Source organism: Vibrio syngnathi, assembly GCF_002119525.1.
Classification (GTDB): domain Bacteria; phylum Pseudomonadota; class Gammaproteobacteria; order Enterobacterales; family Vibrionaceae; genus Vibrio; species Vibrio syngnathi.
Map to the genome: position 1 here is coordinate 2,610,263 of NZ_CP017916.1, position 23,699 is coordinate 2,633,961.

The 23,699-nt window shown below is 43.7% G+C and carries 23 protein-coding genes; 7 read left to right on the plus strand and 16 right to left on the minus strand.

The window, feature by feature from the left end; genetic code table 11:
* Positions 1-52 precede the first annotated feature (52 nt).
* From iscX to trmJ, 9 genes are all read right to left on the minus strand, one after another.
* Positions 53-253, minus strand: a complete 201-nt coding sequence (gene iscX, locus K08M4_RS11870; protein ID WP_004735099.1) for a Fe-S cluster assembly protein IscX — start codon at positions 251-253, stop codon at positions 53-55.
* A 92-nt stretch (positions 254-345) separates the two neighbouring features.
* Positions 346-684 carry an ISC system 2Fe-2S type ferredoxin gene (gene fdx / locus K08M4_RS11875; protein WP_004735098.1) on the minus strand — a complete coding sequence of 113 codons (339 nt, stop codon included), beginning with the start codon at positions 682-684 and terminating at the stop codon, positions 346-348.
* Between the two features lie 20 nt (positions 685-704).
* Positions 705-2,555 (minus strand): Fe-S protein assembly chaperone HscA, encoded by a 1,851-nt coding sequence (gene hscA / locus K08M4_RS11880; protein ID WP_086050001.1) that lies wholly within the window; start codon positions 2,553-2,555, stop codon positions 705-707.
* Positions 2,556-2,577: 22 nt separating this feature from the next.
* On the minus strand, positions 2,578-3,093 hold the full coding sequence (gene hscB / locus K08M4_RS11885; RefSeq protein ID WP_009848288.1) for a co-chaperone HscB: 516 nt from the start codon (positions 3,091-3,093) through the stop codon (positions 2,578-2,580).
* An 80-nt stretch (positions 3,094-3,173) separates the two neighbouring features.
* Complete coding sequence (gene iscA, locus K08M4_RS11890) at positions 3,174-3,497, minus strand: iron-sulfur cluster assembly protein IscA (RefSeq protein ID WP_004735095.1); 324 nt, start codon at positions 3,495-3,497, stop codon at positions 3,174-3,176.
* A gap of 102 nt (positions 3,498-3,599) precedes the next feature.
* Complete coding sequence (gene iscU / locus K08M4_RS11895; RefSeq protein WP_004735094.1) at positions 3,600-3,977, minus strand: Fe-S cluster assembly scaffold IscU; 378 nt, start codon at positions 3,975-3,977, stop codon at positions 3,600-3,602.
* Positions 3,978-4,010: 33 nt separating this feature from the next.
* Positions 4,011-5,225: an IscS subfamily cysteine desulfurase gene (locus K08M4_RS11900; RefSeq protein ID WP_086050002.1), complete on the minus strand. Its 1,215-nt coding sequence runs from the start codon at positions 5,223-5,225 to the stop codon at positions 4,011-4,013.
* Between the two features lie 27 nt (positions 5,226-5,252).
* On the minus strand, positions 5,253-5,774 hold the full coding sequence (gene iscR / locus K08M4_RS11905) for a Fe-S cluster assembly transcriptional regulator IscR (protein ID WP_086050003.1): 522 nt from the start codon (positions 5,772-5,774) through the stop codon (positions 5,253-5,255).
* 116 nt (positions 5,775-5,890) lie between these two features.
* A complete protein-coding gene (gene trmJ, locus K08M4_RS11910; RefSeq protein ID WP_004735091.1) occupies positions 5,891-6,619 on the minus strand; it encodes a tRNA (cytosine(32)/uridine(32)-2'-O)-methyltransferase TrmJ in 729 nt (242 codons plus the stop codon).
* Positions 6,620-6,800: 181 nt separating this feature from the next.
* Between trmJ and suhB the strand changes: the two genes are divergently transcribed.
* Positions 6,801-7,604 carry an inositol-1-monophosphatase gene (suhB, locus tag K08M4_RS11915; protein WP_009848284.1) on the plus strand — a complete coding sequence of 268 codons (804 nt, stop codon included), beginning with the start codon at positions 6,801-6,803 and terminating at the stop codon, positions 7,602-7,604.
* 290 nt (positions 7,605-7,894) lie between these two features.
* On the opposite strand, the gene secF is transcribed toward suhB, so the two are convergent.
* The 5 genes from secF to queA form a co-directional block, all read right to left on the minus strand.
* Positions 7,895-8,842 (minus strand): protein translocase subunit SecF, encoded by a 948-nt coding sequence (gene secF / locus K08M4_RS11920; RefSeq protein WP_086050004.1) that lies wholly within the window; start codon positions 8,840-8,842, stop codon positions 7,895-7,897.
* A gap of 14 nt (positions 8,843-8,856) precedes the next feature.
* Positions 8,857-10,713, minus strand: a complete 1,857-nt coding sequence (gene secD, locus K08M4_RS11925) for a protein translocase subunit SecD (protein ID WP_086050005.1) — start codon at positions 10,711-10,713, stop codon at positions 8,857-8,859.
* A gap of 20 nt (positions 10,714-10,733) precedes the next feature.
* A complete protein-coding gene (gene yajC, locus K08M4_RS11930; RefSeq protein WP_010440492.1) occupies positions 10,734-11,063 on the minus strand; it encodes a preprotein translocase subunit YajC in 330 nt (109 codons plus the stop codon).
* 111 nt (positions 11,064-11,174) lie between these two features.
* Complete coding sequence (gene tgt, locus K08M4_RS11935) at positions 11,175-12,311, minus strand: tRNA guanosine(34) transglycosylase Tgt (RefSeq protein ID WP_061023916.1); 1,137 nt, start codon at positions 12,309-12,311, stop codon at positions 11,175-11,177.
* Positions 12,312-12,505: 194 nt separating this feature from the next.
* The gene (gene queA, locus K08M4_RS11940) at positions 12,506-13,558 is read right to left on the minus strand and encodes a tRNA preQ1(34) S-adenosylmethionine ribosyltransferase-isomerase QueA (RefSeq protein WP_086050006.1); all 1,053 of its coding nucleotides are present in this window, start codon (positions 13,556-13,558) and stop codon (positions 12,506-12,508) included.
* Between the two features lie 334 nt (positions 13,559-13,892).
* Between queA and K08M4_RS11945 the strand changes: the two genes are divergently transcribed.
* The gene (locus K08M4_RS11945; protein ID WP_086050007.1) at positions 13,893-14,333 is read left to right on the plus strand and encodes a CBS domain-containing protein; all 441 of its coding nucleotides are present in this window, start codon (positions 13,893-13,895) and stop codon (positions 14,331-14,333) included.
* 43 nt (positions 14,334-14,376) lie between these two features.
* Here K08M4_RS11945 and K08M4_RS11950 read toward each other — a convergent pair whose 3' ends face one another.
* A complete protein-coding gene (locus tag K08M4_RS11950) occupies positions 14,377-15,390 on the minus strand; it encodes a LacI family DNA-binding transcriptional regulator (RefSeq protein WP_086050008.1) in 1,014 nt (337 codons plus the stop codon).
* Positions 15,391-15,588: 198 nt separating this feature from the next.
* Here K08M4_RS11950 and K08M4_RS11955 point away from each other — a divergent pair, with 198 nt between their 5' ends.
* From K08M4_RS11955 to K08M4_RS11970, 4 genes are all read left to right on the plus strand, one after another.
* Positions 15,589-17,031, plus strand: coding sequence for a glycoside hydrolase family 32 protein (locus tag K08M4_RS11955; protein ID WP_086050009.1), 1,443 nt, complete (start codon positions 15,589-15,591; stop codon positions 17,029-17,031).
* A gap of 16 nt (positions 17,032-17,047) precedes the next feature.
* Positions 17,048-18,418 (plus strand): PTS transporter subunit EIIC, encoded by a 1,371-nt coding sequence (locus tag K08M4_RS11960; RefSeq protein WP_086050010.1) that lies wholly within the window; start codon positions 17,048-17,050, stop codon positions 18,416-18,418.
* Between the two features lie 89 nt (positions 18,419-18,507).
* Positions 18,508-19,434, plus strand: coding sequence for a fructokinase (cscK, locus tag K08M4_RS11965; protein ID WP_086050433.1), 927 nt, complete (start codon positions 18,508-18,510; stop codon positions 19,432-19,434).
* A 309-nt stretch (positions 19,435-19,743) separates the two neighbouring features.
* A complete protein-coding gene (locus K08M4_RS11970) occupies positions 19,744-21,684 on the plus strand; it encodes a HAMP domain-containing methyl-accepting chemotaxis protein (protein ID WP_086050011.1) in 1,941 nt (646 codons plus the stop codon).
* Between the two features lie 120 nt (positions 21,685-21,804).
* On the opposite strand, the gene K08M4_RS11975 is transcribed toward K08M4_RS11970, so the two are convergent.
* The gene (locus tag K08M4_RS11975) at positions 21,805-22,710 is read right to left on the minus strand and encodes a hydrogen peroxide-inducible genes activator (RefSeq protein WP_086050012.1); all 906 of its coding nucleotides are present in this window, start codon (positions 22,708-22,710) and stop codon (positions 21,805-21,807) included.
* A 210-nt stretch (positions 22,711-22,920) separates the two neighbouring features.
* Between K08M4_RS11975 and K08M4_RS11980 the strand changes: the two genes are divergently transcribed.
* Positions 22,921-23,529: a peroxiredoxin C gene (locus K08M4_RS11980; protein ID WP_009848275.1), complete on the plus strand. Its 609-nt coding sequence runs from the start codon at positions 22,921-22,923 to the stop codon at positions 23,527-23,529.
* The last annotated feature ends 170 nt before the right edge of the window (positions 23,530-23,699 follow it).

Genomic DNA, 23,699 nt, shown 5'->3' on the forward strand with positions numbered 1-23,699 from the left:
CGTTTTACATTGGACTGATACCAACCCGCGACCAAGTGATTAGACAAGAGGATTAATCCATCTCATCCATCCAGCACAATATAATGGCCTCTAGAATTTTCTCATTCGAATGATTCGGCTCATCATCAAAATCTTCAAGATCTAGCACCCATTGATGCAAGTCCGTGAAGCGTACTGTTTTAGGATCGGTATCTGGGTATAAATCACATAGTTCAATCGCAATATCTCGCGAATCAATCCATTTCAAACTCATAACATTTCCTTATCTTTATCAGCGACGATTTGTCATCTTAGTGACTTATATTCTATGCCAGCTTTACTAACACGTTTAGTCGAGCTGAATTCTTAATGCTCTTCAGAAGCTAGGTTCAATGTGTACTTTGGAATCTCAACAACAAGGTCAGTATCCGCCACTTTAGCTTGGCAACCAAGGCGAGATTCCATCTCTAAGCCCCATGCTTTATCTAGCATGTCGTCTTCTAGATCATCACTCTCTTCTAATGAGTCGAAACCTTCACGAATCACAACGTGACATGTAGTACATGCACACGACTTTTCACATGCGTGTTCAATACCAATACCGGCCTTCAGTGCAACATCAAGAACCGTCTCACCAGTTTTTGCTTCTAAAACAGCGCCTTCTGGACATAGATCTTCGTGAGGTAAAACAATAATCTTTGGCATGTTTATCTATTCTCTAACTATTAAATATTATCGACTGACTGACCTGACAGTGCAGCTCGAATTGATTTATCCATACGACGAGAAGCAAAGTCTTGGCTCGCTTTGTCGGTATTCTTAATTTCTAGTTCAATGGCATCAGCATTGTCACCATTGCGCACTTCAATCAGTGCTTCAATCGCTTGAACAAGTTGTTGTTTGCCTTGCTCATCAAGCAGCTCGTCACCATCGGCTTGCATTGCAGCAATTAGCCCTTCAATAACGCGATCCGCTTCTACACGTTGCTCAGCAAGAGCACGCGCTTGCATGTCTTCTTTTGCAAACGTCATCGAATCTTTCAGCATGCTAGCCACTTCGTTATCGCTTAGGCCGTAAGAAGGCTTAACTTGGATTTCAGCTTGAACGCCAGTGCTCTTCTCCATTGCGGTAACCGATAGCAGGCCATCCGCATCCACTTGGTAAGTCACACGAATATGCGCAGCACCTGCTGTCATTGGCGGAATGCCTTTCAGAGCAAATCGAGCCAATGAACGACAGTCATCAACCATCTCACGTTCGCCTTGCACGGTGTGAACCGTCATTGCAGTTTGACCGTCTTTGAACGTGGTAAATTCTTGTGCGCGAGCAACTGGGATCGTGGTGTTACGAGGGATGATCTTTTCGACCAAACCACCCATGGTTTCGATGCCAAGAGACAGAGGGATAACGTCCAGTAGCAGCATTTCAGAGTCAGGCTTGTTGCCGACTAAGATATCCGCTTGAATCGACGCACCAATCGCAACCACTTCATCAGGGTTAATGCTGGTTAGTGGTGTACGACCAAAGAAGTCACCGACCATTTCACGTACAAGTAAGGTACGAGTTGAACCACCGACCATCACGACTTCTAGAACTTCATCCGCGTCAACTTCCGCATCTTTCAGTGCACGGCGGCACGAAAGCAAGGTTTTCTTAACCAGAGGCTTGATGATCTCTTCGAACTCTTCACGAGTTAAAGCACCAGACCAACCCAGCGCTTCAACATCAACGCTTTCAGCTTCAGATAAGCTAATCTTCGCTTCCGTCGCGGTATCTAGAAGAATACGGTTCTGTTCGGCCGTTAGCTCTGATAAGCCCATTTGCGCTTGGAAATGTTCTGCAATCAAATGGTCAAAATCATCACCACCTAATGCAGAGTCACCACCCGTTGCTAGAACTTCAAAGACACCTTTAGATAGGCGTAGGATAGAGATATCAAACGTGCCACCGCCAAGGTCATAAACCGCAATCACACCTTCTTTACCTGAATCCAAACCGTAAGCAATCGCTGCCGCTGTAGGTTCATTAAGAAGACGTAACACGTGAAGACCAGCAAGTTGAGCCGCGTCTTTCGTACCAGCACGTTGTGCATCATCAAAATACGCAGGAACCGTAATCACGGCGCCAGATAATTCACCGCCTAGCGTAGACTCGGCACGTTGGCCAAGCGCTCGTAGAATATCAGCAGAAACCTGGATTGGGTTCTTGTTGCCTTGTTCTGTACGGATCACAGGTAGACCATTATCACTTTCTTCAAACTGATATGGCAGAGACGGGTAGCGCTGTTGAATATCCGACAGTGAGCGACCAATTAATCGCTTTACTGAGATAATGGTATTTTTAGGGTCAGTCTGCGCGTTAGCACGAGCTTCATCGCCAGTCGTATAAGATTCCGACTGGTAGTGAACAACTGAAGGTAAAATGCTTCGACCTTGTTGATCAACAAGTGTGCTCGCCTCGCCACTGCGTACTGCAGCAACCAACGAGTTTGTTGTACCTAAATCAATACCCACTGCAAGCTTGTGCTGGTGAGGAGCGGCGCTTTGCCCTGGTTCTGCAATCTGAAGTAGTGCCATGGATGTGTCCTTGTTATACAAACTAGCCGATCAAACGATCTTCAACTAATTCGATTTCATTCTTTAATTTTGCAATAAACTTAAGCTTTCTTACTCGGTCTGCTGCTTCTAGCCAAGCTTCGCTTTCGAGTTCTTGTTGGATAGCGCTTAATTGTTGTTTATACATTTTGCTAACCTTGCCTTCAAATGCAAATAGCGCATCTTCAGGATCAGAACTGTCTGCGATGTCTTCCAGCTCTTCACGCAGTTCCATTTGCTCCATCAGGAACATAGGATCTTGCATGGTTTGTTGTTCACCACGAATGTCTTCTCCGTGTTGAACCAACAGGTATTCTGCTCGGCTGATTGGATTCTTCAATACCTGGTACGCATCATTGATTTGTGCCGCTTTTTGCACGGCCAATAAGCGGTCACGCTCAGAAGCTATCGCAAATTTATCAGGATGGAATTGGCGTTGCAGATCTCTAAACTGAGAAGAAAGAAGGCTACCATCCAGTTGAAACTGAAGTGGTAGCCCAAATAATTCGAAATGATTCATGTAAAGGTGGTCCTAAGTTTAGGCTCTTTGTTCAGAGCCTAATTTTATTCTTCGCTTACAACGCTTAACGATAAAAGCGTTTAAACATTGAAGCTCTCACCACAACCACATTCGCCTTTCGCGTTAGGGTTGTTGAATTCAAAACCTTCGTTTAGGCCTTCTTTTACATAATCAAGCTCAGTACCGTCTAGGTATACTAGGCTCTTTGGATCAATGATGACCTTAACACCTGAATGCTCAAACACTTCGTCTTCTTCGTTAAGCTCGTCAACGAATTCCAGTACATACGCCATACCCGAACAGCCAGTAGTTTTTACTGCTAAGCGTAACCCGAGACCTTTACCACGGTTATCTAGGAAAGCTTGAACTCGGCTTGCTGCCGTATCTGTCATGGTGATGGCCATACTACAACCTTGTGTTTTATATAAATTGAGAACTCAGGGGGAGCACAAAGGATGCTCCCAAATATTACTTATTTTTTCGACGTGATTACGTTATTGAAGCGATTAGTGCTTCTTTTTGTAATCCGCAACCGCTGCTTTGATTGCATCTTCAGCAAGAATTGAACAGTGAACTTTCACTGGTGGCAATTCAAGCTCTTCTGCGATTTCAGAGTTTTTGATTGCAGCTGCTTCATCAATACTTTTACCTTTAACCCACTCGGTTACTAGTGAGCTAGAAGCGATTGCGCTACCGCAACCGTAAGTCTTGAATTTTGCGTCTTCAATAATGCCTTCTGCAGATACTTTGATTTGCAGTTTCATTACGTCACCACAAGCTGGAGCGCCAACCATGCCGCTACCTACACTTGGGTCTTCTTTATCAAACGAACCTACGTTACGTGGGTTTTCGTAGTGATCAATTACTTTTTCGCTATATGCCATGATAGTTACCTCGAATCCTCTATTTCCGTGAGATTAGTGATGAGCCCACTCAACAGTGTTCAAATCAATCCCTTCTTTATACATATCCCATAGAGGAGACATGTCGCGTAATTTATTTACCGCTACACGAATTTGTGCAATCGCGTAGTCGATTTCTTCTTCCGTTGTAAAACGGCCGAATGAGAAACGTACAGAGCTGTGTGCCAGTTCATCGTTTAGACCAAGAGCACGCAGAACGTATGAAGGCTCTAGGCTTGCTGATGTACATGCTGAACCTGATGATACTGCTAGGTCTTTTAGAGACATAAGCAGAGACTCACCTTCAACGAAAGCGAAGCTCACGTTTAGGTTGTGTGGTACACGTTGGTCTAAGTCGCCGTTTACGGTTACTGCTTCTAGATCTTGAACACCTTTAAGTAGGCGCTCACGAAGTGCTAGTGCGTGATCGTAATCTTTCTGCATGTCTTGCTTAGCGATAGCAAACGCTTCGCCCATACCCACGATTTGGTGAGTAGCAAGCGTACCAGAACGGAAACCACGTTCATGACCGCCACCGTGCATTTGCGCTTCAAGGCGAATACGTGGCTTACGACGAACGTACAAAGCGCCGATGCCTTTAGGGCCGTATGCTTTGTGCGCAGAAAGAGAGATAAGGTCAACTTTCATCTCTTTAACGTCTAGTGGGATTTTACCCGCAGACTGCGCCGCATCAACGTGAAAGATAATCTTGCGTGAGCGACATAACTCGCCGATTGCACCGATATCTTGGATTACACCAATCTCGTTGTTAACGTGCATGATAGAAACTAAAACAGTATCTTCACGCATTGCAGCTTGTAGCTTGTCTAGATCAATGATGCCGTTTGCTTCTGGCTCAAGGTAAGTTACCTCAAAACCTTCACGCTCTAGTTGGCGACATGGATCAAGAACCGCTTTGTGTTCTGTTTTACACGTGATTACGTGCTTACCTTTCTTCTCGTAAAAGTGCGCTGCACCTTTGATAGCAAGGTTGTCTGACTCTGTAGCACCTGACGTGAAAACAATTTCACGTGGGTCTGCATTTAGTAGATCGGCAATTTGCTCACGAGCATTATCTACTGATTCTTCTGCCTGCCAGCCGTAACGGTGTGAACGAGATGCAGGGTTACCGAAGTTACCGTCCATCGTCATACACTGAACCATTTTTTCAGCAACACGTGGATCGACTGGGCATGTAGCTGAATAGTCAAAGTAAATAGGCAGTTTCATTTTCTACTCCAATGTAAAAACTGACCGCTAAGAGCGGGCATTAACACCGTGAGGTGCTGCACTAATCGTTGTAGTGCTCGTATTTTTATGTGCAAAACCATTATTAACCGCAAGATCGATATCTTGACGATCAGAAATCTGTAAAACTTCGTTATCTTTCATCAGCTCACCGAGCGTAATGTCGTTTAAGAAGCTGCTGATTCGGGAGCTTAAGTCACGCCATAAAGTGTGAGTTAAACAACGACTACCACCTTGGCAATCTGCTCGACCGTGACACTTAGTTGCATCCACTGATTCGTCTACTGCTGCAATAACAGTTCCGACAGCGATGTCGCCCGCTTCTGCACCTAGGCGGTAACCACCACCAGGACCGCGAACACTAGCAACCAAGCCAGCTTTACGTAACTTAGAAAATAGCTGCTCTAAGTAAGATAACGAGATGCCTTGTCGCTCTGAAATATCAGCCAGAGGAACTGGGCTCTTTTGCGAATGCAGTGCTACATCTAGCATAGCTGTTACCGCATATCTTCCTTTAGATGTAAGTTTCATATCACACCGTATCCACATTGTTTATGTGGTTGGAATCTTCCCATACCCGACTAAATTGGTCAAGTATTTAGTTGACTATTTTAGTCAGGTATTCACCCTTAGGGTTTGTATGGGTTTTATTTGTCGTTTTTGCTCTTCTCAATTGAAGTCAAAATGCCGCGTAGAGTGTTGATCTCTTGCAGCTCTGGACGAGCTCGGCTGAACAGACGACGTAGCTTATTCATCACCTGACCCGGCTTATCCTTAGAGATAAATTGGGTATCAATGATCACTTTTTCAAGGTGCTCATAGAACATTTCTAGTTCTTCGTGACGAGGGTACTCATCTTGTTGCTGCGGCTGGTATTGGCTCGCTACCATATCAAGGTGTGCCACACGTACTTCATAGCTAAGAGTCTGTACCGCCATTGCTAGGTTTAGCGAGCTGTATTCAGGGTTCGCAGGAATACATACATGGAAATGACACTTCTGAAGCTCATCATTGGTTAAGCCTGTACGCTCACGGCCGAACACTAATGCTACAGGGTGCTTTTGACCTTCAACAGCAAATTTTTGTCCACATTCACGCGGCTCAAGCATTGGCCACTCAAGCGTTCGAGAGCGAGCACTCGAACCAACCACCAAACCACAGTCTTTTACTGCTTCATCCAGTGTAGAAACGATGGTCGCGTTTTCTGCGATGTCACCTGCACCCGCAGCCAGTGCTAAGGTCTGCTCGTCAACTTCACATTGAGGGTCTACAAGAACTAACTGACTCAAACCCATCACTTTCATTGCGCGAGCTGCTGATCCGATATTTCCCGAATGAGACGTACCAACCAGAACGACTTTTACATTGTCTAACATGCTATATGACACCACTTTAAAAATAATCGCGAGATATTAACACATAGCTAAGTAAAATGGTCAGACCCTTCTCGGAATGTGAAATCAAGAGTTCAAAAAATAACCACTTCCATTTTGGGGAAACTTTGGTATACTCGCCGCCGCTTTAAACTGTTCTTTAACATCTTGTGGGAAAAACCATATGCATCCAATGCTAAACATTGCGATACGCGCTGCGCGTAAAGCTGGCAACCATATTGCTAAATCTCTAGAAACAACTGATAAGATCGAATCGTCTCTAAAAGGTAACAACGATTACGTTACTAACATTGCTCAAGAAGCTGAGTACATGATTATTGAGACAATCAAATCATCTTACCCAGAGCACAGCATTATTTCTGAAGAGTCAGGCCTAACTGAAGGTAAAGATTCTGACGTACAATGGATCGTTGACCCACTAGATGGCACCAACAACTTTGTAAAAGGTTTCCCTCACTTCTCTGTATCTATCGCTGTTCGCATGAACGGTCGTACAGAAGTTGCTTGTGTTTATGACCCAATGCTAAACGAGCTATTCACAGCTCAACGTGGCGCTGGCGCTCAACTTAACAACGCTCGTATGCGTGTTACTCAACTTAAAGACCTTCAAGGTACTGTTCTAGCGACTGGTTTCCCATTCAAGCAAAAACAACACTCTGAATCTTTCATGAAGATCATCTCTGGTCTATTCGTTGATTGTGCTGATTTCCGTCGTACTGGTTCTCCAGCTCTTGACCTATGTTACCTAGCGGCTGGCCGTGTTGACGGTTACCTAGAACTAGGCCTTAAGCCATGGGATCTAGCTGCTGGCGATCTAATCGCTCGTGAAGCTGGTGCTATCATGACTGACTTTGCTGGCGGTACTGATTACATGACGTCTGGTAATGTTGTTGCTTCAAGCGCACGTGGTGTTAAGTCTATTCTTAAGCACGTTCGTGAGAACTCTAACGAAGGTATGCTGAAGTAATTCAGACCTCACGTTAATGCTCTTTAGTTAAGAGCTGAAGATTTTCAAAGCCTCGCTATTGCGGGGCTTTTTTGTATCTGCGATACGAGATACGAGCAAGATGGCGGTTAGTTAAAGTGAACACTTATCCCGTAAGTTGCATTTGAGTCACCACTCAAGCGGCATTTACGGAATGATACATACTGCAAAGCCCCTTCGAGAATAGAAGCTTATCGATGAAGTACAGACATAAAAAAACCGCTAGTTGCCCAGCGGTTTTTTTGGTTCAGCGAAACAGGTTAAGCCAAGGCTTAAGGCATTTCGTCAAACTCTTCACCTTCTTTATCCACTTGTGGTGGCATTAGATGCTCACGCGTGATACCCAACTTCATAGCTAGTGCTGATGCAACGTAGATAGAAGAGTAAGTACCAACCGTAATACCCAATAGAAGTGCAGTCGCGAAGCCGTGAATCATAGCACCGCCCTGAGCGAACAGCGCGATAACTACGAACAACGTTGTACCAGAAGTAATCAATGTACGGCTCAATGTTTGTGTAATTGAGCTGTTCAGCACTTCAGGCGCTTCACCCTTACGCATCTTACGGAAGTTCTCACGAATACGGTCAAATACGACTATGGTATCGTTGAGGGAGTAACCGACTACCGTTAGCAAAGCTGCTACGATGGTAAGATCCACCTCAATTTGCATTAGAGAGAACACACCCAGTGTGATGATAACGTCGTGCGCCAGTGCTAATACCGCACCCGCAGCCAAGCGCCATTCGAATCGCACTGACACATAGATCAAGATACAAATCAGAGAAACAAGGATAGCCAGGCCACCCGCTTCTGTTAGCTCGTCACCCACATTAGGACCAACGAACTCGATACGACGCATCTCAACTTGCTCACCAGTACCATCTTTAATTGCAGACAGGATCTGGTTACCAAGCGTTTCGCCAGCAACACCGTCACGTGGACGTAAACGAACCATTACCTCACGTGCAGAACCAAAGTTCTGTACCGTTGCATCACCGAAGCCTTCCGCTTCTAGTGCACTACGAATATCAGGTAAGTTTGCTGGTTGCTCAAAACCCACTTCAATCAGAGTACCACCGGTAAAATCTAGACCCCAGTTCAACGATTTCGTTGTTAAGGTAAAGATGGCAGTACCAATCATCAAGATTGAGAATACAAAGGCAACCTTTGACCAACGCATAAAGTCGATCATTTTTTCTGCTTTTAGAATCTGAAACATATTAATTCCTAGCCTTAGATCGACAGTTTCTTAACGCGTTTGCCGCCATACATCAGATTCACGATACAACGTGTTCCGACAATAGCTGTAAACATTGAAGTTAAGATACCGATAGACAGCGTTACCGCGAAGCCTTTAATTGCACCTGTACCTACAGCAAATAGAATGATTGCTGTCAGTAGTGTGGTGATATTGGCATCGGCGATAGTGCTAAATGCGTTTGCATAACCTTGGTGAATTGCTTGTTGTGGACTACGTCCATCTCGAAGTTCTTCACGTATACGTTCAAAGATAAGTACGTTGGCATCGACCGCCATACCGACCGTCAATACGATACCGGCAATACCTGGCAGAGTCATAGTAGCCCCCGGAATCATCGACATCACACCGATAATCAACACCAAGTTAGCCATCAGAGCAACGTTCGCAATCAAACCGAAAGTACGGTAGTAAAGCAGAGTAAATAACATTACTGCAGCCATACCCCAAACCATCGCCATGATACCCATATCGATGTTTTGTTGACCCATAGATGGACCAATCGTACGTTCTTCTACAATCGAGATAGGCGCAATCAATGCACCTGCACGTAGTAGAAGTGCCAAGTTATGAGCTTCAGACGTTGAGTCGATACCTGTAATACGGAAGTTACGGCCAAGCGCAGATTGAATCGTCGCTTGGTTGATCACTTCTTCGTGCTTACTTAGGATCACTCTGCCTTCAGGTGTTTTACGACCGCTGTCTTTATACTCTGCAAATACGGTTGCCATTAGCTTACCGATATTTTGACGAGAGAATGTAGACATCTTGCTACCACCTTCGCTGTCTAGCGAGATGTTAACTTGTGGGCGACCATATTCATCAACACTTGAGCTTGCATCTGTAATGCTAGAACCGCCTAAGATAACGCGCTTCTTAAGTACCACAGGGCGACCATCACGGTCTTGCTTAATTTCACTACCAGCAGGAGCACGGCCAGAAGCTGCAGCGGCCAAATCGGCACTGCTGTCCACTTCACGGAATTCAAGAGTCGCGGTTGCGCCTAAAATTTCTTTAGCACGAGCCGTGTCTTGAACACCTGGCAATTCCACTACGATACGGCTAGCACCTTGACGTTGAACCAAAGGCTCAGCAACACCAAGTTCGTTAACACGGTTACGTAGAATGGTAATATTTTGCTCTACTGCGTAGTTGCGAATCTCTTGAAGACGAGCATCTGTAAAGCTTGCAACCAAAGAGAAACGGCCGTTAGATTCTGAATCTACAAACGTCATATCTTGGTGCTTAGATTGCAGTAGCGATTTAGCTTCAGCAAGCTGCTCTTCATTACGTAGAATCACTTCAACCGCATCTTTACCCGATGGGCGAATAGCACGGTAGCGGATTTTCTCTTCACGAAGTTCGCTGCGGAACGCTTCTTCTTGTTGGCCAACCAGTTTTTGCATCGCAGCGTCCATATCCACTTCCATTAAGAAGTGCACACCACCACGTAAATCAAGACCCAGTTTCATTGGTGCAGCACCAATAGATTCAAGCCAATCAGGAGTTGAAGCCGCTAAGTTTAAAGCAACGATAACGTCATCACCTAGTGCTTCTGTGATGATATCACGGGCACTAATTTGCGTATCTGTATCGTTAAAGCGAACAAGAATAGAACCGTTTTCAAGAGCAACGGATTTAGTAGAAAGGTTTTCTGCTTCAAGAGCATTGGTGACAGCATCCAGCGTAGACAGATCTACAGAGGCGCCACGCGCCCCTGTAACTTGAACTGCCGGATCTTCACCGTATATATTTGGAAGTGCGTACAACGCAGCGATAGCGATGGCAAACACCACCATCAAGTACTTCCATAACGGATAACGGTTTAGCACAGCGAGGATCCTCTAGCTGTTTATAGTGATTTCAGAGTACCTTTTGGTAGCACTGCTGTAACGAAGTCTTTCTTGATAACGACTTCGTTATTTGCGTTCAGTTCGATAGCAACGTAGTCGCTGTCTTCAGCAATCTTAGTGATCTTGCCGATTAGGCCGCCGCTTGTAAGAACTTCATCCCCTTTGCCCATAGAAGACATAAGGTTCTTGTGCTCTTTAACACGCTTAGCTTGTGGACGGTAGATCATGAAGTAGAAGATCACAGCGAACATACCTAGCATGATAAGCATTTCAAAACCGCCGCCTGCTGGTGCACCTTCTGCTGCTGCGTGAGCTTGAGAAATAAACATTAAAAACATCCTCTATTATATTTTGGTAATTGTTTGTCTAATTGGGTTGTATCCCTTTATTTTCAAGCCCCAACTCTCGGAAGAGAGATGGGGCTCGCAAAAAAAGAAATACTAAGATTCTTTACCTAACGGTGGCACTTCACGCCCCATTCTTGCGTAGAACTCAGCAACGAACTCTTCAAAACGGTCTTCATCAATAGATTGACGAATGTCTGACATAATTCGTTGGTAGAAACGCAGGTTATGAATCGTGTTCAGTCGAGCACCTAGGATTTCGTTACAACGATCCAAATGATGCAAGTACGACTTGCTGTAGTTCTTACAAGTGTAACAGTCACAATCTGAATCTAGTGGTGTTGTATCCGTTTTATGCTTCGCATTACGGATCTTGATCACACCTTCAGTGACAAACAGGTGGCCATTACGTGCATTTCGCGTTGGCATTACACAGTCAAACATGTCGATACCGCGACGAACACCTTCAACTAAGTCTTCAGGTTTGCCTACGCCCATTAGGTAACGTGGCTTATCTTCAGGCAGTTGAGGGCATGTGTGCTCAAGAATACGGTGCATGTCTTCTTTTGGTTCGCCTACTGCTAGGCCGCCAACAGCGTAACCATCAAAACCAATTTCTGTTAGGCCTTTAACGGATACGTCACGAAGGTCTTCGTATACGCCACCTTGAACGATACCGAATAGTGAGTTCGGGTTTTCTTGCTTGTCAAAGTGATTGCGTGAACGCTGAGCCCAACGAAGAGACATCTCCATTGAGTCTTTAGCTTCTTTATGCGTCGCAGGGTAAGGCGTACATTCGTCAAAAATCATTACGATGTCTGAGCCTAGATCCTTTTGGATTTCCATCGACTTCTCAGCGTCCATGAAGATCTTGTCACCGTTTACAGGGTTACGGAAGTGAACACCTTCTTCAGTGATTTTACGCGTTGCACCTAGGCTGAATACTTGGAAGCCACCTGAATCAGTCAAGATAGGACCTTTCCAGTTCATGAAATCGTGCAAATCACCGTGAAGTTTCATGATTTCTTGACCAGGGCGTAGCCATAGGTGGAATGTATTACCTAATAGGATTTCAGCACCTGTGTCTTTTACTTCTTCAGGCGTCATACCTTTAACGGTACCGTAAGTACCTACAGGCATGAATGCTGGGGTTTCAACGGTACCGCGTTCAAACTGAAGTTGACCACGACGTGCGCCGCTATTAGTTTTTTTAAGTTCGTATTTTAATTTCACGAAGCCTCCAATATGCCAGAGAAACAATCTGACTGTTAATTCAGAACCTTAGATCAAACATAAGTTCAGTCTAGTCAGTTCTATGAGGAGCGGTCGCGTATTCCTTGCGAGAGATTAGACAGACACCCTGCCCGACTCCTAGCCTACTGCTAGCACCCGTAAATTATGTTTATATCGTTTATAACCAGCTTAAATTAGCTCGTTTTCTTATTGATGAACATCGCATCGCCGTAGCTAAAGAAACGATATTCGCTCTTCACTGCGTGATCGTATGCGCCCATCACATGGTCGTAGCCAGCAAATGCACTCACCAACATAATCAGCGTTGATTCTGGTAAGTGGAAGTTGGTAATCAAGCAATCCACCAGTTGGTATTCATAACCAGGGAAGATGAAAATTTCTGTATCACCAAAGAAAGGAACTAACTCAGTACCATTTTTCAATGCATCTTGAGCCGCACTTTCTAGTGAACGCACAGAGGTGGTACCAACTGCAATGATGCGTCCGCCACGAGCTTTTGCAGCTGCAACGGCATCCACCACTTCTTGCGGTACTTCAACGTACTCAGCATGCATGTGGTGGTCATTAATGTTATCGACTTTTACCGGCTGGAACGTACCCGCGCCTACATGAAGCGTCACGTAAGCAAACTCAACACCTTTTTCTTTCATGCCGGCCATGAGCTTGTCATCAAAGTGAAGGCCTGCTGTTGGCGCAGCAACTGCACCCGGCTTTTCATTATAGACAGTTTGGTAGCGCTCTTTATCGGCATCTTCATCAGGGCGATCGATGTAAGGTGGCAGTGGCATGTGACCAACGCTGTTAAGAATTTCTAATACGCTTTGATCAGAAGTGAAATGGATTTCAAATAACGCATCGTGACGCGCCACCATTTCAGCTTCATATTCGTCATTCTCCCCAAGAAACAGCTTAGTGCCCGGCTTTGGTGATTTAGAACAGCGAACATGCGCCAGAATGCTTTTCTCATCGAGCATACGCTCAACCAGCACTTCAAGCTTGCCGCCAGATGCCTTACGACCAAATACACGAGCAGGAATCACGCGAGTGTTATTGAAAACAACAAGATCGCCTGGTTCAACCAAGTCTAAAACGTCTTTAAACGAACCATCTGCTAAGTTGCCATTGTTGCCATCTAATTTAAGCAGGCGGCTTGCTGTGCGCTCCTCTTGAGGGTAGCGAGCAATGAGTTCATCTGGTAGGTCAAAGTGAAAATCTGAAACTTGCATGTGTCGAGTCTTGTCTTAGTTGATGATATTTGTGCCGTTGACGAATAATAAGTCGAAGTTGCCGAACAATCGTTTCGGTAAGTAAATCATTACCAGAAACACATCGCAGACATGACTAAAAATTTCGCAGTGGGCTAGTATAGGCACACGAGCCGCAATAGCAAGGTTTACAACATTGGATTATTGTAAAGAGGCGTAAAATAATGCTACTGATTCACCGCCTAAAACTGAAAAATTAGTTGCATGAAACTCATCCAAAAATGCGCCAGATCTCAGTTATTTTTGGGAGAAAAAACTATAGTAATAACAACAGATAAAAAAGAAGGAGGTCCGTATGATCAAGGTTGAAGATATGATGACTCGCAACCCTCATACCCTATTGCGCTCACACTCACTGGCCGATGCTAAGCACATGATGGAAGCGCTTGATATCCGCCATATACCGGTTGTTGATGCCGACAGACAACTGCTTGGCGTCGTCACACAGCGAGACGTTCTTGCTGCTCAAGAGTCTAGCCTGCAAAACATCCCACAAGCTCAATCCTTTACTCTTGCTACACCGCTCAACGACATCATGCACAAAAGCGTAATGTCTGTAGAACCACGAGCAGGATTAAAAGAGTCGGCTGTTTATATGCAGAAACACAAAGTGGGCTGTTTGCCTGTCGTAGAGAACCACGAACTCGTGGGCATCATTACAGACAGCGATTTCGTTACGATAGCCATTAACCTGCTAGAGCTACAAGAAGAAGCGGAACCGGAAGAGGTAAATTAACCACTCTTCACCAATAGACACGCTAAGGAAAGAGAGCGGATCCTTAGCGTTGCGGTACGTTATTACGAAGAATTTCAGGGCTACGTGAAATAGACGGAACTTTAGGTGTATGTCGGATAACGACTGTCGGTTCTAGCAACATAGCTTTTGGAAAAGACTCTCCGGTTTGAATCAACTCCATCATCATATCAAAACCTAACAGCGCAATTTGATGTATGGGTTGCTTAACACTTGAAAAGCCCAATGACTGGGCAATAAATGTGTCATCAAACCCTACAATATCAACCCTTTCAAGCAGTTGACTGTCTACTGATTTTAACCCGTTAAACAGATGACTAGCCGATATATCATCTGAACAAAATACAGCTTCCAGTGGCGAAGAATTATCGACGATCAAGTGTTGGATATATTCTGTCAACAACTCCGTAGTATAGGGAGCTAACACATGTTTTTTATCCAACAGGATATCGCGAGACTTTAGTTCTGTTTGAAAACCAATAAAACGATCCGATTGAATATCACTGGCTCCAATAAAGCCAATACGACGATACCCTCGCTTAGCAAAATAACAGGCAACTTGCTCACCCCCGTGCTGGTGATGAGTACCTATACTCGCAACAGTAGGGTCTGTCGCTGTCAACAATACGACAGGAAACGGTAGCTCACCTAATGGCTCTAGATGTTCTTTTTTCAACGAGCGAGGGATTAGAAAAACACCATCAACCTTATGGTTGATGCACTCCGAAAGAAACGTCTTCTCTAACTGTAAATTATTCCGGCTATTAAACAACAGTATGCTTCGGCCATGCTTGTAGGCCTCTTCCTCAAGAACATCTACTAGCTGAGTAAAGAAAGGATTCGACATATTTCGCACAATGACAGCAAACAGCTTAGTTGGCTTTTTACGCTTCGCAGGCGGTTTCTGATAGTTCAGAGCTTCCATCGTACTAATCACAGACAGCTTTGCTTGCTCTGAGACACGCTCACTACCATTTAGCACCCTTGATACTGTCGCGATTGATACACCCGCACGTTTAGCAACATCCCTAATGGTCATGTTCACTCATTCTCTTTAACAATCTACCAACCCAATACATTAACCAAAAACATGTAACAAGACTTGGTGTTACATCACAAACGACTACAGATTTAGCCAATATTCACTCAGAACTGCTGGAGAATTCGTCCTCACTATTTTATCAAGTCGTCACCCTACCTATGATTTAAACCAAGCAACATGATTAGGTAAGCCATCGTGCAAAAACAAAAATACAAAACAATCAATTTAGCAACGGCTAGTGAAATAACTAAGTTTACTGAAATAGAAAGATCATTAGAAATGAGACCTTTATTTCATATTACGCCTCCCCATGGTTTATTAAATGATCCAAATGGTTTTTGTTTTTTCAATAATCAATACCATTTATTTTACCAATGGTTTCCATTCGATACCTACCATGGAATGAAGCATTGGATGCATTTAACTTCTAATGACCTATTAAATTGGAAGAGGCATGGTTCTAAAATAACACCGAAAGAAAATTACGAATCTCACGGAGCATATTCCGGCAGTGCTTTTGTAGAAAATAATAACGCTTATTTATTTTATACAGGAAACATTAAAAAAGGCTCATCTCGAGATGCAAACCAATGTTTAGCATTACTCGATAACACTAATGCCGTCACCAAGTATAGTCCGAATCCAGTGATTAAGTCGGTTCCCAAGGGGTATACCGGGCATGTACGAGATCCCAAAATCGTTAAACACAATGAGCACTATTACATGTTGCTCGGTGCGCAGCGAGAAGCCGATCTATCAGGGGCAATCATCATATATCAATCGGATGATTTGCTCAGTTGGGAATTCAAAGGAGAATTAGATCTTCAGTTCTCAGGGGAATTCTTAACCGGTTACATGTTCGAATGTCCTGATCTATTAAACGTTGACGGCCATGACGTTTTAATTTTTTCACCGCAAGGTAGCAAGGCAAACGGAAGTCGATTCCATAACCGATTCAACGTTATCTATTGTTTAGGCAGCATCAACTTCGAAAAACTGACCTTTGAAGTTGAACACTGGGATGAATTGGACCGTGGGTTTGATTTTTATGCCCCACAAACTATGGCGAACACCCCAGATGAGCAAACTCTTATTGCATGGGCAGGGACCGATGAAGAACTACCAAGTCGCCAATTTGGCTGGATTAACTGTTTAACATTGCCGAGAACACTATCAATTCTTAATCGTCGCTTATACCAACAACCGAAGATTTTGCAATCTTACTCTTTTAATAAGCGTCCATTGGAAATAAATAAAACCAATATACCCATTAAGTTAGAGCAACTTTCATTTTCACTCGATGTAAATGAGTTCAATGGAAATATAAAAATATCCATCGAAACTAAAAATAAGAAATTGTTATTCTCTATTAAAGACAGAGATATTCACTTAGATCGAAGCCAATATAACCACCATCCAGAAGATTGGGAATTTGGAAGCATAAGACATCACAGAACAAATTATGACATAACGGATATCAAATTTATATGTGACCAAAGCATCATTGAGATATACCTCAACAATGGACGAGATGTATTTACTTGTTTGTTTTTCCCTGAAAATGAAGAACACAGATTAAATATATTACAAAAAGAAGATACCGATATGGATATCAAACTTAACTACCTTACAATATAATAAAATGGTGAACAAAATGAATTATGACGCTACCGTAAACGAGATACTCGAGAGTATCGGGGGCATAGAGAATATCCGCAACGCAGAACACTGCGCCACCCGCTTGCGCCTCATCCTAAAAGACAACGAAAAAGTTGATTCGGAAAAAGCAAAAGAAATTAAACAGATCAGCGGCTACTTTTATCAATCAGGTCAACACCAATTTATTATTGGCACTGGTACAGTCTCTCACGTTTATGACTCATTAAAGCGCGCATTAGGCGGAGAGCTTGATAACTCAGATTTTAAAGAAGATGCCTTCGCAGATATGACCATAAGTCAAAAAGTGGTTCGCACTCTCGCCGATATTTTGATCCCACTGATCCCAGCTCTAGTGACCACCGGCTTGTTGATGGGTTTGCGTGGCATGATGCTGCATTCTGGCATGAGTTTCTCACCAGAAACGCTTGCCCTATTTAGTATGCTAACCGACACTGCCTTTGCCTTCTTACCCGTTTTAATCGCTTATTCTGCGGCAAAGAAATTCGGTGGCAATGCTATTATTGCCATCGTTGTTGGTTTGATGATGGTCGCCCCACAATTACCTAATGCTTGGGTGGTAGCCTCTGGCGGTGCCGACCCGATGATGGTCAACTTATTGGGAATCAACTTCCCATTAGTGGGCTACCAAGGCACTGTACTCCCAGCAATATTCGCAGGTTGGTTTGTCTCTTACTTGGAGCGTAATCTACGCCGCTTCATTCCAGCAAGTATGGACCTAGTCTTCACTCCATTTTTAACCATTACGATTGCCGTATTTGTCATCTTGTTTGGCTTTGGTCCGATTCTACAAAGCATTGAACACGGCTGTACTTCTCTAGTACGTATGGCGCTCGACCTACCTCTTGGTATTGGTTACATCCTTTATGGTGCCGTTCAGCAAATGATCGTGATCACCGGTCTACACCATGCTCTTGGTGTCATTGAGATTGGCTTATTAAATGAAACTGGTGTTAACCCACTGCAACCTCTTGGTACTGCTTCAATGGCAGGTCAATTTGGCGCTGCGATAGCCGTCGCGACTCTACTCAAAGATAAACTGAAAAAAGGTAATGCCTACAGTGCTTCGATCTCCACACTATTTGGTATTACAGAGCCACTTCTGTTTGGTGTGAACTTACAATATGGAAAAGTCTTTGTCTTTGGAATGGTAGGCGGTGCTGTAGGTGGGCTTGTTACTTACTTACTCAACATCAGTGCAACCGGTATGGGCATTACCTTTATTCCAGGTATTCTTCTTTATTCGCAATCACTTTCGGCGGTCATTGGTTACCTAACCGTTATTGCTAGTGCATTTGCCACAGCATTTATGCTGACTCGCATCTATAACCCAGTTAAAAGCGCTTAATCAACTTTGGGTGATTTGCTTCCCCCTAGGCAAGTCACCCATTTCCCACCTACTTATGCTCAGGTGGGCTTCTATATGAGGAAATAATGATGAATAAGGTATGGTTAACTGGCGATGCTGTGGTGGATTTAATTCCTGAGAGCGACTCTACCTACTTAAAATGTCCAGGCGGCGCCCCCGCAAACGTTGCGGTTGGTATTGCTCGTTTATCAGGCCAAGCTAGTTTTTTTGGCCGAGTTGGTAATGATCCACTTGGTCGTTTTATGTCAGAGGTTCTCCAAGAGCAAGGGGTTGATACTTCCCAACTCAAACTTGATGAAAAACACAGAACATCAACCGTGCTGGTCGATCTTGACCAAGATGGCGAACGAACTTTTACCTTCATGGTAAAACCCAGTGCAGATCAGTTCATTACAGAAGATGATATCCCCACCTTTAATCAAGGTGAGTGGCTACACTGCTGTTCAATCGCATTAGCAAATGAGCCAAGCAGAAGTACTACGCTGAAAGCGCTTAAAGCAATCAAATCAAAAGGAGGATTTGTTAGCTTTGACCCCAACCTAAGAGAAGAGGTTTGGCGAATCCCTGAAGAGATTCGTCCTATCGTTATGCAAGCCATCGCCTTAGCTGATGTGGTTAAGTTTTCAGAAGAAGAACTGCTTTTTCTTACAGAAAGCAACACTTTAGAATCAGGACTAACAGCACTAGACCAATTGAAAATCCCAGTCACTTTGGTCACCTTAGGTGCTACGGGTTCGTTGATGATAGTAGATGGACAACGAGAGCACATTGCTAGTCAAAAAGTTCAAGCTATTGATACTACTGGTGCGGGAGATGCCTTTGTCGCAGGTCTACTCGCCTACCTCTCACAATACGAGGAATGGCATCAACCTGAAATCATTCGACAAGCAGTAATGTGGGGCAATGGCTGCGGGGCATTAGCAACAACACAGAAAGGCGCAATGACCACTTTACCAGAGAAAAGAAAGCTACTCACATCCCTAAATAAGCTTTAACCCAACAATATAGATAGCCTAATAATCAAGCTATTAGGCTATACCAAACCGAACTTTCCTACTCCATGACTTTGTAATACAAATTAAAGATGCGTTAATAATACGGAAGAGGCCCAAGCAATAACTCTCAACTGATATGAAACCAGACGAATAACAAGCAAAATCCAATAATATCAACAACCTATTTACCCATCATTCTTAGACATCAAAATATAGTGGATACATACTATTTATTGATATATTTATCGTTAGAATCATGTAAGAATTTGTTAAGAATAGACACAAGCTGCCTTACTAGGAATGATATTTATGAGTTTAAAGAAATTACTGACCTTAGGTTTTGGCGTGATTCTCGCGCTAATTTTGGTTATTTCAGTCGTTGCTTCATTACGCTTTTATCAATCGAGTGATGGGTTTAACACCTACCGCTCCCTTGCATTAACAAGCGTCTCAACGGGTCGAATCCAAGCCAATATACTGGAGGCTCGTTTATCTGCACTTAAATATATTAAGAACCCTACTCCGTCACATGCTTCTGAACTGAATAGACGTATCACCGCATCAAATCAATTGATCGATGACATATTAGACTCTCATATTGACGACCTACACAAAAATGAATTCCTAGCTATAGAAGGCCTGCTTAATCAATATAGCCAAGGCTTTAACCAAGTAGTTCAACTGGTCAATACTCGAAACAACCTAGTTCAAGAGGCCTTAGACCCATCAGGGGTCAATATGCGTGAGGCAGTGACTAACCTAATGACCCAGGCTTCAGCTGAAGAAGATTTAGAAGTTGCTGTCAGTTCAGGGCAGCTTCAGCAGCATGTATTGCTATCAAGATTGTACGCTTCTAAATTTCTGACGAGCAATAAAACAGAAGATGCTCAGCGTGCTGAAAAAGAGTTCGTATCTGCCGCACTACTTGCAGAAACAATCGAATCTCAACTCATGTCGATGGAACAAATCAACTACTTAAACGATTTCACTAGTGCCTTCAAAATTTACCGCAACACATTTTCAAAGATCGTTGACACTATAAACACGCGAAATGGCATCATTTCAGGGACTCTTGATCTTGCTGGTGTTAATGCAGCAAAAACAATTGAAGAGATAAAGCTATCAACAAAGTCAGAGCAAGACTTTGTCGGGCCTAATATGGTCGAGCGATTCTCTAACGCGCAATTTGTACTTGGCGTTCTTTCAATTCTCGTTGTCGCTGCTTCTCTTAGCATTGCCGTTTCGATTTACCGCAGTGTATGGAAAGTCGTTGGAGGAGAGCCAAGTGACATCCAAGCAATTGTTGCCGAAGTCGCCGCTGGTGATCTTTCAAAGCAGATTCCAATTACGGGTAAAGAAACCGGTATATACGCAAACATTTTGGAGATGCGCCAAGAACTACGTCGAATCATCGATGGTTTCCACCAAATTTCAGATAATGTTTCAGCAGCCTCCGTTGAGCTAACCGCAGTGATGAGCCAAACAGAAGGAAATGCTCAACAAGAACTGAGTCAAATGGAGCAAATCGCAACTGCTATCAATGAACTTTCTAGTACTGCGAGTGAGGTTAGCCAGAATGCAGCTAGCGCAGAGAGCGCTGCAACTGGGGCAACGACAAATGTCAAAGATGGCAGTGTTTCACTCGATGCATCAGATGATATATCACGAAAAGTTGAAGACTCGATCGAAGAAACATCAAACATCGTTAATCAATTGCAAGAGTACTCGGTAGAGATCGGTAGTGTTATTGAAGTGATCAATTCAATTTCTGAGCAAACTAACTTACTTGCGTTAAATGCAGCCATTGAAGCCGCTCGAGCGGGAGAGCAAGGCCGAGGCTTTGCGGTAGTTGCAGATGAAGTTCGTTCTCTTGCCGCTAAAACACAACAATCAACGGTCGATATTCAAGAAATAATATCTCGCCTTCAGGCTCAAGCGAAAGATGCGAACCAATTTATGCAATCCAACCTTTCGTTAGCAGAAGAATCTAGACAGTATAGCGAACAGCTTCGTGCTGCATTCGCTTCTATCACTGACTCTGTACAACTAATATCTGATATGAACACACAAGTAGCCACAGCGTCTGAAGAACAATCAGGCGTAACACAAGATATTTCACAAAATGTTTCTCTGACCTTTGATATTGTTCATCAAAATGTTTCAGGAATTGAGCAGAGCAAACAGGCAAGTGAAGAACTCTCTTCATTAGCTGTTAAGCAAAAAGACTTGCTGAGTTTTTTCAAAATCTAACGTTATAGTAAAATAGATAAATAAGCTTCTAACGCCACTATTTGTGGCGTTTTTCTTTTCAAATGAACAAACAAAAAGAGCAGCCAAATAGCTGCTCTTTTTATTTTATTGCTCAGCTTTTTAAAGCAATTCCGAAACTACATCCGCTAATTGATGAAATGTTTCAAGACGTGACGAGCTTGGTCGCCATACAAGGCCTATGTCTCGGTATGCTTGTTGACCTGGCGGGTCAATCACCACTAAATTCTGATTTTGCAACAAACCATGGTCGATAGCCATCTGCGGAATAAAAGTAGTACCAAGGCCATTCGCCACCATTTGCACTAATGTATGTAGGCTTGTCGCGGTGAACGGGTTGATCTTCTCTTTGTCTGTTAACTTACAAGCCGATACCGCGTGCTCTGTTAAACAGTGTTCATTTTCTAGTAGAAATACAGATTCGTCTGGCAGATCATCGTATTTAATCGGAACACGGATACCGTCAGCTTGGTTGCGACTGATCACCATTCTGAAAGGATCTTGCCCAACAACTTTGCTCTCCATGTTGTCGATGTCAACAGGCAGGGCCAGAATCAGCACATCTAATTCACCATGACGCAGTGCAGCCAATAAGTTAGTCGTCGTGTCTTCACGTAACAGTAAGTTCAATTGTGGAAAACGATGGTTGGCTTCTTGGACCAAATCACACAAAAGGAATGGCGCAATGGTAGGAATACACCCCACTCGCAGTTGCCCTTGCATCGCATCCCCATTACATAGATTTCCAAGCTCGACAAGGTCTTGCCCTTTCGCCAATAGCTCTCGACCATGCTTAACCACCAGCTCACCCGCTTGAGTGAAAACCAATGGGCTTTTTTTATCTTTCTTCTCATAAAGAGGACAACCAATGAGTTCTTCCAGGTTTTGAATGCCTTTACTTAGTGTCGATTGACTCACGAAGCAGCGATCCGCAGCGTCGCTAAAGTGGCGAGTTTCGTGAAGAGTAACAAGATAGTGAAGTTGCTTAAGACTTGGCCATTTATTCATGAAATTACTTTGTAATATGACTAGGATAATTTAGGTAAAGGTCATTTGACCTAAGGGAACGGACAAAGAATAAGCTTATCGCTTTTTTCGATTAACTTAATCTATTTAATTCGCTTTTTTCTATAGTACCGATTGTACTATAGTTTGTCCCGTAGAAACGGAGCCCAAACAAAGATGTGTTGGGCCAACTAATTTTTTAGGAGATTCCAAATGGTACTAGTAGGTCGTCAAGCCCCTGACTTTACTGCAGCAGCTGTTCTAGGTAACGGTGAGATCGTTGATAACTTCAACTTCGCAGAATTCACTAAAGGTAAGAAAGCTGTAGTTTTCTTCTACCCACTAGACTTCACTTTCGTTTGTCCTTCAGAGCTAATCGCTTTCGACAACCGTCTAGAAGATTTCCAAGCTAAAGGCGTTGAAGTAATCGGTGTTTCTATCGATTCACAATTCTCTCACAACGCATGGCGTAACACTGCTATCGCTGATGGCGGTATCGGTCAAGTTAAATACCCTCTAATTGCTGACGTTAAGCACGAGATCTGCAAAGCATACGATGTTGAGCACCCAGAAGCAGGCGTTGCTTTCCGTGGTTCTTTCCTAATCGACGCAGACGGCCTTGTACGTCACCAAGTAGTTAACGATCTTCCACTAGGTCGTAACATCGACGAAATGCTACGCATGGTAGATGCACTAAACTTCCACGAGAAGAACGGTGAAGTTTGTCCTGCACAATGGGAAGAAGGTAAATCAGGTATGGACGCATCTCCACAAGGTGTTGCAGCATTCCTATCTGAGCACGCTGACGACCTAAGCAAGTAATTACCTCTTAAGCCCGAACTCAACGCGGGTTAATGGTTGGAAGACTCTCTATAAAGAGAAATAAAGCATAAGCTAATAGCGCAAAGCGCACCGCCAATCAGTTAAGAAGTAAAGTCCTATTAAAAGCCCGAAGTTAACGCTTCGGGCTTTTTTCATATCTATCCAACGAC